This is a genomic window from Desulfovibrio desulfuricans (genome assembly GCF_004801255.1).
Taxonomy (GTDB): Bacteria; Desulfobacterota; Desulfovibrionia; order Desulfovibrionales; family Desulfovibrionaceae; genus Desulfovibrio; species Desulfovibrio desulfuricans_C.
Map to the genome: position 1 here is coordinate 585,630 of NZ_CP036295.1, position 12,280 is coordinate 597,909.

Annotated in this window: 10 protein-coding genes, 1 tRNA gene and 1 riboswitch; of the genes, 7 read left to right on the forward strand and 4 right to left on the reverse strand. The window is 59.9% G+C overall.

Translation table 11 applies throughout. The annotated features are described in order from the left end of the window. Positions 1 to 491 precede the first annotated feature (491 nt). The gene (locus tag DDIC_RS02340) at positions 492 to 1,883 is read left to right on the forward strand and encodes a hypothetical protein (protein ID WP_136398964.1); all 1,392 of its coding nucleotides are present in this window, start codon (positions 492 to 494) and stop codon (positions 1,881 to 1,883) included. Positions 1,884 to 2,101: 218 nt separating this feature from the next. On the opposite strand, the gene DDIC_RS02345 is transcribed toward DDIC_RS02340, so the two are convergent. The 4 genes from DDIC_RS02345 to DDIC_RS02360 form a co-directional block, all read right to left on the reverse strand. Further along, a tRNA-Asn gene (locus DDIC_RS02345) sits at positions 2,102 to 2,177 on the reverse strand. Positions 2,178 to 2,247: 70 nt separating this feature from the next. Continuing rightward, a complete protein-coding gene (locus DDIC_RS02350) occupies positions 2,248 to 2,952 on the reverse strand; it encodes an epoxyqueuosine reductase QueH (RefSeq protein WP_136398965.1) in 705 nt (234 codons plus the stop codon). Then, the gene (locus DDIC_RS02355; protein WP_136398966.1) at positions 2,925 to 5,669 is read right to left on the reverse strand and encodes an Rne/Rng family ribonuclease; all 2,745 of its coding nucleotides are present in this window, start codon (positions 5,667 to 5,669) and stop codon (positions 2,925 to 2,927) included. Before DDIC_RS02355 ends, DDIC_RS02350 begins: the two co-directional genes overlap by 28 nt. A 329-nt stretch (positions 5,670 to 5,998) precedes the next feature. Continuing rightward, entirely contained in the window at positions 5,999 to 6,685 is a 687-nt protein-coding gene (locus DDIC_RS02360) for a metallophosphoesterase family protein (protein ID WP_136398967.1), read from the reverse strand. A 72-nt stretch (positions 6,686 to 6,757) separates the two neighbouring features. On the opposite strand from DDIC_RS02360, the gene DDIC_RS02365 reads away from it, so the two are divergent. The 6 genes from DDIC_RS02365 to cobI all read left to right on the forward strand — a co-directional run bounded on the left by DDIC_RS02365 (position 6,758) and on the right by cobI (position 12,256). Then, positions 6,758 to 7,459: a 5-formyltetrahydrofolate cyclo-ligase gene (locus tag DDIC_RS02365; RefSeq protein ID WP_247647520.1), complete on the forward strand. Its 702-nt coding sequence runs from the start codon at positions 6,758 to 6,760 to the stop codon at positions 7,457 to 7,459. Beyond that, complete coding sequence (locus DDIC_RS02370; RefSeq protein ID WP_136398968.1) at positions 7,450 to 8,205, forward strand: polyphenol oxidase family protein; 756 nt, start codon at positions 7,450 to 7,452, stop codon at positions 8,203 to 8,205. The genes DDIC_RS02365 and DDIC_RS02370 overlap by 10 nt, the downstream gene beginning before the upstream one ends. Before the next feature lie 26 nt (positions 8,206 to 8,231). After that, positions 8,232 to 8,409: riboswitch (cobalamin riboswitch) on the forward strand. Positions 8,410 to 8,619: 210 nt separating this feature from the next. Beyond that, positions 8,620 to 9,699 (forward strand): FecCD family ABC transporter permease, encoded by a 1,080-nt coding sequence (locus tag DDIC_RS02375; RefSeq protein WP_136398969.1) that lies wholly within the window; start codon positions 8,620 to 8,622, stop codon positions 9,697 to 9,699. After that, on the forward strand, positions 9,699 to 10,685 hold the full coding sequence (locus DDIC_RS02380) for an ABC transporter ATP-binding protein (RefSeq protein ID WP_247647521.1): 987 nt from the start codon (positions 9,699 to 9,701) through the stop codon (positions 10,683 to 10,685). Before DDIC_RS02375 ends, DDIC_RS02380 begins: the two co-directional genes overlap by 1 nt. Then, positions 10,624 to 11,511, forward strand: a complete 888-nt coding sequence (locus tag DDIC_RS02385; protein ID WP_247647522.1) for an ABC transporter substrate-binding protein — start codon at positions 10,624 to 10,626, stop codon at positions 11,509 to 11,511. Before DDIC_RS02380 ends, DDIC_RS02385 begins: the two co-directional genes overlap by 62 nt. Positions 11,512 to 11,548: 37 nt before the next feature. Then, positions 11,549 to 12,256: a precorrin-2 C(20)-methyltransferase gene (cobI, locus tag DDIC_RS02390; RefSeq protein WP_136398970.1), complete on the forward strand. Its 708-nt coding sequence runs from the start codon at positions 11,549 to 11,551 to the stop codon at positions 12,254 to 12,256. Positions 12,257 to 12,280: the final 24 nt, after the last annotated feature.

Here is a 12,280-nt window from a genome sequence, read left to right on the forward strand (position 1 = left end):
TGACGGTTAATGCGTGTGTCCTCGCCGGGAGCCATGTGGTATGGCGTATTTCGGTGTGAACCTTTTCCAGACATTTCCGATGTTGACATCATCGAATTGTTTGGCGTCAAATGTCGATGACATCCTCTCTTCTCCACTAATTGGAGCCAACCTAGTTGTCGGTAAGGATCTGGTGCTCCTGCATGTATTTGGTAATTTCAGCCTCGGAATAGCGAACAAGTCGTGCACCGACCTTTACATAAGGGAAGCCCGTCCCTTTGAACCGCAGCTTCTGGAGTAAAGAACAGCTTATGCCTGTAAGTGCCGCGACCTGTTTTTCAGTAAGCCAACGGGGCCGATTAGTTTGGATGTCTGTCAACATTGCCATCACCTCCTTCTGATTAAGTTGTCAGAAGAATACCATCGTGGGATTGGTAGATCACTGACATTCGGCTTCCGCTGGAAGGAATTAATGGCATTTTTAACTTTTTATTACGGCATGTTATCTGAAAATGCTCTTACTGCAGACTTACAATTTACTTGGAGTTAATGAAATGGGGGTCACTGACTTTCAATTAGGAAGACATGTTTGTGAGAAATTGTGCATTTCACCACTGAAGCTGGCTGAGCTTTGTCACGCAGGAAAACTGACTGCCTATCGCTTTGAAGATCGGAATCAGATTCTGGCTTCAAGCCAATGCAACATGAAATTCAAATTTTCAGGCAATACAATATTTACTCTTGCACCATCTGATGGCGTTTGTATTATTGCAATAAGTAAGAAGGCGAATGAAGATTTTGATATATATATAGATAAAAAACTGAATGACTCTAAGGTGCATGACAAAAGTGAGCATGTTGTATCAAGGTTCAACGAGGCAGTTTTCATGGCCTCAATGATGAATACTAAACTGCGCCTGAAAAATATCAGAGAAGTTGAGATTGGATATTGTAATAAAAAATATATAGCCTACTACAATAGGCTGGTAGTTAGCTCTCCTTTTCAGCCTACTGGAATTTTCAAGCTTTATGGAAGTGATCAGATATTTTTTGAGGCGGTTGGGAAAGAATGTGATATAGATATTGAATATATTGAAATGAATGATTACAGTAATGGTGGGATAAAAAAATGTATTGAAAGGATATGCATAAAAAAAATTCAAGATGATTATGGTAATATTAAATATATATTATCAGAATATAACGAAAGAGTTATAAAGATTAATACAAAGATATTTATAACAAGTTTGTGTTGCATTGAATTTGATGAATCCAGGATAAATTACGATCGTAGCTATAAATATAAGTGTGATTCTTTGCGTGCGTATTTGCAGCAATATTCTGCAGACTATTTTCGAAAAGAAGATTTGTCCTTCTCAATGCCGCTAAAGCATGAGATGGACTTCTTCATTTTTGAGTATGATGATTACAAAAGACGTTATCATTTTCTTGAAGATGAAGACGTTTCGCGTAAGAAATTTTTTAGCTATATAGAAAGATTAGTGTTTGATGCAGGCGAAGTCAAAAAAGTAATGGAATATGACATGGTAAGTAGTGAGATAAAGCAAGACCCACAAAGGTACATGAAAGAACGGTGCCTGGAGTTGGAGAAGAACAGTAATTATGATGACGATACTCTCAAGGTTATCAGAGCCTACCGCATGGCAGTCACGGGAAGTAGCTGGAAGGTAATCCATAAAGAATTATGGCCCCATCGTAGCCAAGATGAGTCGGCTAACGACAGATTTGTTAGTGGCAAGCTTGATAAATTTAAGTGTATTGCCGAGACTAATAAAATCCCATTTATCAAAGCAAAGGCTCTGAGGGATATGAAAGCTTCCGAAAAAGAAGCAATTGTGAAAGAGATGCTCAAGCAGCACGGAAGTTTTTATTCTGTTGTCTAAGGTGGGGAGAGGGGGCTATTTAGTTGGGGGCGATTGTGTATTTCTACCACACGGTAGTGTTGGAATGGCAAATGAACTGACCAGAAAGCTGTTGGAAAAACTACCCATCAAGAGGACATGCCCCGCCTTTGTTGTAGAGCCTGTAGAGCGGTGGTAGCCCGGTGGTAGCCCAACGAAAAAAGCCCTCGCAGCTATTAACTGCAAGGGCTTGTTTTCTTTGGCTCCCCGAGACGGACTTGAACCGCCAACCTAGTGATTAACAGTCACCCGCTCTGCCAATTGAGCTATCGGGGATCGTTGAGGCAAGGAAGTGTTTACGGAAAAACAGGAGAAACGTCAAGCGAAAACTGCAAAAAAAATTGTATCAGCCGTTTATGCAGCGCAAGAGCTGCTTGTGGTAACGCTCCGCCTCGCTGTAGACGCAGCCGCAGTAGGGCTGGCGATAGAGTTGCATGGCCTTTGACCGGTCAATGCCTTCCTGCCAGTCCGTGCGAAAGTCGCGGTAGGCAAAACCCGGCGCGTCAGGTTGCGCGGCCAGCCTTTCGCCTGCCGATTTGATAACCTCATGCGGCTGATAGCGCGAGTAGAGCAGACTACTGCTCACCCAGGCAAAGCCCTTCTGCCGCGCAAAGGCAAACGCGGCCTCCATGCGGCTTTCGCAGCAGTAGGCGCAACGGGCCGGGGGTTCATCGCGTCCGGCTACGGCGCGCAGCCAGGCGGTGATGTTCCAGGTTTCGTCCGCAAAGATGATCGGCACGCCCAGACGCTCGGCGCATTGGGCGGCCGCCTCTCTGCGGCGCAGATACTCTGCCAGCGGCTGTATGTTGGGGTTCATGAACCACGCGGTTACGCTAAAGCCCTCGTCGAGCAGGCGTGTAATGGGCATGACGGCGCAGGGGCCGCAGCAAACGTGCAGCAGCAGGCTGTTGTCAGCCGTTGCCGTGGGGCGCGTCTCTGCGGGGGCGGGGGCGGGGTCTGCGGCAGTGCGCGCTGCAGACAAAGCAGCCGGGGCCTCGACACCGGCTGCCTGTATGCCTGTAGTTACGGGCGAACCATTATTTCCAGACATTTGCCATAATCCTGCTCTATCTCGCGCAGTGTGTCGCGCTTGTGGTTCAGCAGATAGAGGGCCAGCTCGGGGCTGGCGGCGTAAACGCATTTTTCCTTGGGCTCGACGCTCATCATGCGGCGCAGTTCGCGCAGGGCCTGCAGGGCCTGCCACTCGATGTTGCGGCGCATGCCGGTGCCCCCGCAGGCGGGGCAGGGCTCAAGCGAAATGGCCAGAGCGGACGAGCCGGTGCGCTGGCGTACCAGCTCCAGCAGGCCAAAGGAACTCATGCGCGCAACATCATGCCGGGCGCGGTCGTTTTTCATGGCTGTGCGCAGGGTTTTTTCCACTTCCAGCACATGTTTTTTGTCGCGCATTTCAATAAAGTCGATGACCACCTGCCCGCCGATGTCGCGCAGCTTGAGGTGGCGGGCAATGGCTTCGGCGGCTTCCATATTGGTTTTGTGCGCCATGGCTTCAAAGTTGCCCTTGCCCGAAATTTTGCCGGAGTTGATGTCGATGGCCATGAGGGCTTCGGTCTGGTCAAACACCAGGCGACCGCCGGAGGGCAGCAGCACCTCGCGGGAGTAAATCTGATCGAGCTGGCGGCGCAGGTTAAAGCGCTCCCACATGGGCGTACGCATATCGGTATGCATGCGCACAATATCCCGGCGGCGGGGGAACAGCAGATTCACCGTGTCGCGCACGCTCTGCGCCACTTCTTCGCTATCCACCCAGATTTCAGAAATATCTTCGGTCAGGTAGTCGCGCACCGCGCGTTCCGACAGCCCCGGCTCCTGATAGATGAGGTTGGGGGCGGAAACCTCGGTGGCCTTTTTGCGAATATCGCGCCAGACGCGCTTGAGGTACTGCAGGTCGTTTTTGAGCGTGGTCTTGGTGGTACCGGCGCTGACGGTGCGCACGATCACGCCCAGACCCTGGCCGGGATCAATGCCGTTCATCATTTCACGCAGGCGGGAGCGCTCGTCGTCGTCGTCCACCTTGCGGGAAACGCCGATTTGATCCTGCCCCGGCGTGAGCACCAAAAAGCGCCCAGCCAGCGAAAGCCATGTCGTCAAAAAAGCGCCCTTGCTGCCGGTGGGTTCTTTAACCACCTGAACAAGCACTTCCTGACCCGCCTTGAGCACCTTTTGGATGGGCGGAAATTTTTTGCCCTTGGAGGGCTCGTGGTGCGCCAGCCAGTACTCGGGGTGCACCTCGTCGATCTGCAAAAATCCGTTTTTGCCCGCGCCGTAGCTGACAAAGGCGGCCTGCAGGTTGGTGTCGATATTGTGGATGACGCCCTTGTAGATGTTGCCCTTGATTTTGCGCTGGTGCAGCATGTCCAGATAATATTCCAGCAGCTGACCGTCTTCGGCCAGCGCCACTTCCACCTGCTCGCCGGGCAGCACGCTGATAAACATGCGCCGTCTGCCCTTGGGGCCCTCGGCGGAAGTTTTGGCGGCCTTGCCCGCATTGGCGTTTTTGTCGCCTTCGGCCGGTTTGGCTGCTTCGGGCTTGCCCTGCGGCTGCCTGGCCTGTCTGGAGGGCTGCTGGGGGCGCGATTCCGGCGTGGCTTCAGGCAGATCGCCGTCCAGATCAATGCCGTCGATCTCGTCGTCGAGGGCGTCGTCAAGCGCGTCGTCGAGGGCGTCGTCATCAGCCAGCATTCCGGCCTGCGCGGCCTCCTGGGCCTGCTGCTCTTTTTTACGGTTGCGCCCGCGTCCGCCACGGCGGCCACGGCGATTTTTGCGGCGGGGCGAATCCCCGGCAGCGGCATCGTCCGCAGACGCGTCAGAACCTTCCCCGGTCGCGTCATCCGCAGCAGCGGCTTCGGCGACGTCGCCAGCGCCCTGTGCGGCGCGCGCGGTCATCGGCGCGGCGTCCTGCGGTTGTTTTGCTTGATCCTGTGAAGACTTGTCAGCAATACGATTGGCCGCGCCGCGCTCTGTCGCGTCCGTTTCGGTCGCAATGGCGGTTCCCTGAGCCTCGGCGGGCGCAGCTTGGGCTGCGGTCGGGGCGGTTTCGGTCTTTGCGGTTTTTTGCGCCGCATGTCGTGCGGGCTGGTGCGCCGGTTTGGCCGCCTCAGGGGCCGATGCCGCAGCGCTGACAGCGGCGGCGTCAGCAGCCGGAGCTTCGGCAGACTTGGCCTGCCGTGCCCTGGTGCCACGTGCGGCGGTCTTTTTGGGCGCTGCTTTTGCGGGCTTGGCGGTTTCGCCAACGGGGGCCGCCGGGTCGCCAGCCGAGAGGGCGGGTGTGCTGGCGGGTGCGTCGGCTTCGGTCACCTTGGGCTTGCGCGCAGTCTTGCCGCGTGCGGCAGAGCGGCTTGTGGTCGCTTTGGCGCTGTTTTTGCCAGCCGGTGCGGCCTGTGCGGCAGACTCTGCCGGGGCCGCGCCCTGTGCGTCCGCAGAAATTTTTGCGGTAGCGTCAGCCGTTTTTTTGCTCTCGGCGGACACGGTTTTTGTAGATTTGCCCGCACTGCGTGAAGTCTTGGCGCTTGCCGTGGACTTGGCGGCGGTTTTGGAAGCCGGGGCGGCCTGAGGGGCCGGAGCGTCGGCTGCGCCTTGTGCGGGCACAGATTCGGCAGTTTTGGATGCGGCCTTGCCGGTGGCCTTTTGAGGGGCTGTTTTGGCTCTGCTGCGGGTTGAAGGGGTGCGCTTGGGCTTGGAAACTTCCTGCGACGATGCATCCGTGGCTGGCTGTGAAGCGGCCACGGGGGTGTCTTGGTCTATGGTCATGAAAATCCTTTTGCTGCGGGGCGTATACGCCTCCGCAAAAATTTCAGCCAGCATGCCATGCACTTACGGGAATGTGCCGTTTTTGCTCCGCCGCAGCGCCAACAAGGCGCGCGAAGGCGGTAGCATGCTAATCCGCTTTTTGGAGAGTACGTTTTTTTTGAAAATATGCAAGCAGGCAAGGGGAGGCTGGCAAAATCAGTAAAAAAGAAGGAAAAATGCCGCAGGGATGGGAATAAAAAAAACCGTTATACGGCGTGCGCCAGATACCTGGGGGCTTGCGGCATCCGCCGGAATCTCTGCCGACATTCTGGCGGATGCGCCTGCAAAAGCTAGTCTTCGAGCATTTTCAGCTCGGCGGAGAGCTGGCCGGAGTTGGAGCGCAGCAGCACATAGCCGCCCTGGGCAAGCATGCCAGGGTTGACCACAAGGGTGCGCCCCACGCGATCCATGGCCCGCGCCTCGTGGATATGCCCGCACAGGCAGATGTCGGGCTGGGATTCTTCCAGAAATTCGCGCACGGCCGTGGAACCCACATGGATGCCGCCGGGGATGACATCGCAGGCGGTGTCCTTGGGGGGATTGTGCGAAACAAGCACGCTGTGCGGGTAGTTGCGGGCTTTTTGCCAGCAGGTTTCAAGCCAGGTCGCAAAGGCCGATTCGGGAAATTCGCTGGGCGTGCCAAAGGGCGTAAACGTGGATGCCCCAACGCCAAAAATGGCGATTTCGGGTGTGAGTTCTCGGGTCTGGGTGTGCAGGTTCCAGCCTTTTTCGCTCAGCCACTGGTCGACTTCGGGCCTGTCCATGTTGCCGATCTGGGCCAGCACGGGTATGTCGTGCGCACACAGTGCCGCCATAACGGTTTCTGCCTGCTTGATGCCGCCAGTGATGGTCAGATCGCCGGTAACGATGATGCCGTCAGCCTGCGAAAGTTCGGGTATTTTGGCAAAGCGTTCCGGTTCGTCGTGGATGTCGCCCACGGCTATCCAGAGATAGTCCTGAGAGTCGGCGCTTGGCATGGTGTTGCTTCCTTTGTTACAGTGCCTCAGGCCTTTACAGTGACACACATCGACCTACAAGGAAAGAGCCGCTTGTCCTCCCGCAGTATGCACTCCGCGCCCGGCATGGCCGCCGGCGCCGACGTATTGTCGCCGCAAACAGCGCAGGCCCGCGACGACGTGCGCCGCGCCATGCGCCGCCTGCGCGCCGGGCAGCCGCCAGATATCGCCGAAGCCCGCAGTCTTGCGGCGCAAAGGCGTATGCTGGGAGCGCCCATGTGGGCCAGGGCCCGCTCTGTGGCCCTGTATGTGGGCGTGCGGGGCGAGCTTGGTACGCACGTTCTCTTGCAGGCCGCCTGGCAGACGGGAAAAACCGTATGGTTGCCGCGCGTGCGGCCAGAGGCGTCGGGTCTGATGGATTTTGCGCCCTGCAGCGGGCCGGAACACTTGCGGCCCGGCCCCATGGGCCTGCTTGAACCCCTGGACAGCCTGCCCGGCGTGGGGCCCGAAATGGGCAAGGATGCGGGTCATGGTGCGGGTCATAATGCGGGTCATGATGCGGAGCTGCCGGTCTTTGCGCCGGACATTGCGCTGCTGCCGGGGGTCGCCTTTGACCTTGCGGGTGGGCGTCTGGGGTACGGGGGCGGTTATTACGACCGCTTTCTGGAAAAAGGCCTCAACTGCCCCCGCGTGGGGTTGTGCTTTGAGTTTCAGTTGGTGGAATCCCTGCCCCTGGCCCCCTGGGACCAGCGGGTCAACTACATATGTACTGAAGAGCGTATGCTGTGTCTGTAAGTTATATTCCCTTTGAGTTTCCCGGTGTGCCGCAGGTTGGCTGCGCTTTTCAGACGCGTGGCGGCGGCGTGAGCCTTGGCGAATACGGCGGCGGCAACATTGCCTTTACCGTGCAGGACAACCCCGATCATGTCATTGCCAACCGTCGCAGCCTGCTGGCAGACCTGCGCCCGCAGGGTATGACCGCCTGGGCCGAGCTGATGCAGGTGCATGGCGATGTGATGGTCTTTGAACCGGCGGCGGTGGCCTGCGAGACAGCCGTAACGGCTGAGGGCGACGGCATGGGCACGGCGCGTCCCGGTCTGGGCCTGCTCATCAAGACCGCCGACTGCCAGCCGATTCTTGTTGCCCATAAAAGCGGCAAATACATTGCCGCCATGCACGCGGGCTGGCGCGGCAACCGTTGCGACTTTCCCGTCACGGGCGTGGCCCGCTTTTGCGAGCGCTACGGCCTTGAGCCGCGCGACCTTGTGGCCGTGCGCGGGCCCAGCCTTGGGCCGGGCAGGGCGGAATTTGTCAATTTTGACAGGGAGTGGGGCGAGCCCTACCTGCCCTGGTTTGACGCCGACAGCAAAACCATGGATCTGTGGGGGCTTACGCGGCATCAGCTGGAGCGTGCCGGGCTGCCGACGCGCAGCATTTACGGGCTGGACCTCTGCACGGCCAGCAACAACGGACAGTTTTTTTCGTACCGTTGCGCAAGGCAGTCGGGCCGTCAGGCCAGCCTGGTGTGGATAAAAGCCTGAGCCATTGACAGGCCGCAAGCCCGCGCCTAGAGTGTTGGCGGCATTGGTAGCCGGGAAACCGGCTTGAAAAGGGAATCCCGTGTAAAACGGGAGCGGACCCGCCGCCGTAAGGTTCTTAACCTTGCTCCATCTAGCGCCACTGGAAACGGGAAGGCCGGAGCAGGGGAACCAAGCCGGAAGACCTGCCATGCCCCACGGTGCGCGTCATGGAATGACGGCATCTCGGTGCGGCGCGACCGCCCCACGGCAACGGGTTTTTGCCGGCAGGAAAGAGGAAATACGGGCCTCTTCCACCACGAGTGGAAGAGGCTTTTTTTATGCCCGGGCGGCGCTGGCCGCCAAGAGGCAATGGTCTGCCCAGGGCCAGCCACGCTTTGGCCCGCGTTTGCCCGCTGGGCAAGGCAGAGGACCGGCATGACCAGAATCTCCGCATCTACTCCCTCCTCCTCGCAATCCCGCAGGCTTTGGCCGGTGTTTGCCGGTCTGGCCGTCTTGTGGCTGCTTTCACTGCCGCTGGCCTGCTTGCCGGGACCTGTGCCCCTGAGCGCTCAGAGCGTGTTTCGCGCTTTGGCGGCTGTTGTCGGTCTTGCGCCAGCGCCGGATGATTCCGCGCTTACCGGCGTTGTGGTCAGCATACGGCTGGCGCGCGTATGTCTGGCCGCCTTGTGCGGCGGCGCTCTGGCCATGGCCGGGGCAGCCTTGCAGGGCGTTTTGCGCAACCCGCTGGCTGATCCGTTTACGCTGGGTATTTCAGCCGGGGCAGCCTGCGGGGCCAGTATGGCTATCGCGCTTGGCGGGCCGCTGGTTGCGCTGCTTGGCGGTTTGCCTGGGCTTGCCGGGTTCAGCCACGCGGGGCTGGTGGCTCCTGCCGCGCTGTTTGGCGCGCTGGCGGCGCTTGGCGGCGCACTGTGGCTCGGGCGCGGCGACGGGGCCTTCAGCCGTGAGAGCGTTATTTTGGCGGGCATAGCCGTGGCTGCGTTTTTGGGCGCGCTGGTGGCGCTGGTAAAGGCCCTTAATGAAGAATCTGTGACCAGCATCGTGTTCTGGATCATGGGGTCCTTTCAGGGGCGCGGCTGGAGCAGTATGCCTCTGCTGCTGGTCACCGTGGTGCCCGGCCTGCTGGCAACGGCGCTTGGCTGGCGCGCTCTGGACGTGCTGGCCCTGGGCGACGAGCAGGCGGCCCAGTCCGGTCTTGACGTGGGGCGCGCCCGCTTGTGGCTGCTGGCCGGGGCCAGCTGCATGACGGCTGGCTGCGTGGCTGTGGCCGGGGTTATCGGATTTGTGGGGCTGGTTGTGCCGCACGTGCTGCGCCTGCTGCTGGGCTGGGGCCACGGCCCCCTGCTGGCAGCGGCCTTTATGGGCGGCGGCGTGCTGCTGGTCTGGGCCGACGTGCTGGCGCGGTGCGTGCTCTCCGGCGGGCAGGAGCTGCCCGTGGGCGTAGTGACGGCCCTGCTTGGCGGTCCGTTTTTTGCCCTGCTGGTACGGAGGCGCTGATGGCGGAAGAATGCCGGATGTCCGTGCCGGGGCAGACTGCGACTCGTGGGCCGACAACCGCTCAGGCCTCGCCGCGCGGCGAAGCATCCGGCCCGCCCGTTGTGCGGGTGGCGGGCGTCAGTGCCGGTTACGGCGGGCGCGACGTGCTGCGCGGAGTGGATTTCAGTTTGCGGGCGGGGGAGTGCGCGGCCCTGCTTGGCCCCAACGGCAGCGGCAAGACCACGCTGTTGCGAGCCATCTCGGGGGTGCTTGCGCCGCAGGCGGGCAGTGTGGAGCTTTTAGGGCGTCCGCTGGCGGCATTGCCTCCGCGCGAGCGTGCCCGCATGGTGGCCGTGGTGCCGCAGCGGGGGCAACTGCCTCAGGGGCTCACAGCGCGGCAGATGGTGCTGCTGGGACGCTTTGCCCACCTTGGTTGGCTGGGGGCCTACAGACGCAAAGATTACGCGGCGGCGGACAGGGCGCTGGACGAAACCGGCGCCATGCCCCTGGCGCACCGCAGGCTCAGCGAGCTTTCGGGCGGCGAGCTGCAGCGGGTGTTGCTGGCCCGCGCCCTTGCGCAGGAAAGCCCCCTGCTGCTGCTGGACGAGTTGGCCGCCGGTCTGGATCTGGCGCGCATGGTCGATCTGTTTGACCTGCTTGAGCGCCGCCGCGCCGCCGGAGCCTGCGTGCTTATGGCCGTGCACGACTGCAATCTTGCTGCGCTGTACGCCACGCGGCTCATGGGACTCAAAAACGGCGGTCTTGTTTTTGACGGCCCGGTGACACAGGTTTTTACAGAGGAGAATCTCGGTGAGCTTTACAATATACCCATCTGCGTGCTGCCCCACCCCCGGTTTGGCTTGCCGCAGGCGCTGCTTGCCAGCGCGTCCGGCCCATGGAGCTGCAAGGACGGCAAAAAAAGCGCTGGCGACGCTGGCGCTGATTTTGCCCCTGCTGACGCTGGCCCTGACGGTATCCGTCCCGGCGGCACGGGCCGCCAGCCCTGAGGCGTCGGCGGCAGAGTCTCCCATTGTCGTCGTCGACGACACGGGCAACAGCGTGACGTTTGCGCACCCGGTACAGCGGGTGATCGCCCTGTACGGCGCGTTTAACGAGATTTTTCTGTCCATGGGCGCGGGCGATCTGCTGGTGGCCCGCACTGCGGCGGACGGCAACCTGCCGGAGCTTGCCAGCCTGCCCGCCATAGGCACGCACATGCGGCCCAATGCCGAGCTTGTGCTGGCGCAACGGCCCGATGTGGTGCTGCAGCTCGCGGGGCGCAGCGAGGCTCAGGTCCAGACCGACAACCTTCGTTCTCTTGGACTGAACGTACTGACGTTTGAAGTAAATTCCTTTGAGCGGCTGTTTGAAGTTACGGAAACTCTGGGGAGACTTGCCGGTCGCGAGGAAAGGGCAAAGGCCCTTGTGGCGGCCTGGAAACAGCGCCTTGAGGCCCTGCGTGCCCGCAATGCGGGCAAACCTGCGGCGCGGTTTTTTTATGAAGTGCGCTATCCCAATCTGCTGGCGGCCGGTATGGGCGGCATCAGCAGCGAAATACTGACCCTTGCCGGTGGGCAGAATGTGGTAACCGACGGCAAAAAGCTGGTGCGCTTCAGTGAGGAAGCCCTGCTGGCGGCCGACCCCGATGCGTACATCATCCAGAAAGGCCCCATGAATCCTGCGCCGACCCCGCTGACGGAGCGCGACCACTTCAGGGATCTGCGCGCTGTGCGCCAGGGGCGTGTGCTGGTGGTGGACGAAGAGCGTTTTGCCCGTCCCGGCCCGCGCGCCCTGGATGCGGCGGAAGAGCTGGACGCCTGGCTGCACCGTTGAGCCGCAATTTTTTTGAGCCTCTAAAGCGAGATATGTAATGAGTGGAATACTGTACGGTGTGGGCGTGGGCCCCGGTGCGCCCGACCTTTTGACCCTGCGGGCGGTCAGGGTGCTGGGCGAGGTGGATGTGATACTTGCCGCCGCGTCGCCCCGCAATGATTTTTCTGCGGCGCTGGATACCGCCCGGCCGCATCTGCGGGCGGATGTGCGCGTGCAGCGGCTGGAGTTTCCCATGACGCGCGACCGGGCCGTGCTGCGCGAGGCCTGGCGCGAGGCAGCCCAGACCACGGTCGGGGTGCTGGAGAGCGGATTGAGCGCCGCCTTTTTGACCATCGGCGACCCGCTGATTTACAGCACCTTTGGCTATCTTATGCGCACGCTTGCCCAGACCGCGCCGCATCTGACGGTCGAGGTCATCCCCGGCATCACGTCCTTTCAGGCTGCGGCGGCCCGCACCCGCACCGTGCTGTGCGAAAACAGCGAAACCCTGCGCGTCATCCCCGGCATCAACAACCGCGAGAGTCTTGAAGATTCGCTGCGGCAAACAGACACGGCCGTGATATTGAAGGCCTACCGCAATCTGCCCGCCATTGCCCAGGCGCTGAGCGCCACAAACCGGCTGGATTCGTGCCTGCTGGCAAGCCATGTGGAGCAGCCCGCCGAAACCGTGCGGCAGGGGCTTGGCGACATGCAAAACACGCCGCCCTACATGTCGCTGATTTTGAGCCGAAAGCCGCAGGCCTAAACGCAAAAAATCGCGCGCAAGGGG

What these genes read in the sequence shown, in the direction of transcription:
- DDIC_RS02350 (WP_136398965.1), bottom strand. Translation starts at nt 2,952, where the DNA reads ATGTCTGGAAATAATGGTTCGCCCGTAACTACAGGCATACAGGCAGCC.
- DDIC_RS02380 (WP_247647521.1), top strand. Translation starts at nt 9,699, where the DNA reads ATGGCGGAAGAATGCCGGATGTCCGTGCCGGGGCAGACTGCGACTCGT.
- DDIC_RS02355 (WP_136398966.1), bottom strand. Translation starts at nt 5,669, where the DNA reads ATGACCATAGACCAAGACACCCCCGTGGCCGCTTCACAGCCAGCCACG.
- DDIC_RS02360 (WP_136398967.1), bottom strand. Translation starts at nt 6,685, where the DNA reads ATGCCAAGCGCCGACTCTCAGGACTATCTCTGGATAGCCGTGGGCGAC.
- cobI (WP_136398970.1), top strand. Translation starts at nt 11,549, where the DNA reads ATGAGTGGAATACTGTACGGTGTGGGCGTGGGCCCCGGTGCGCCCGAC.
- DDIC_RS02340 (WP_136398964.1), top strand. Translation starts at nt 492, where the DNA reads ATGCTCTTACTGCAGACTTACAATTTACTTGGAGTTAATGAAATGGGG.
- DDIC_RS02375 (WP_136398969.1), top strand. Translation starts at nt 8,620, where the DNA reads ATGACCAGAATCTCCGCATCTACTCCCTCCTCCTCGCAATCCCGCAGG.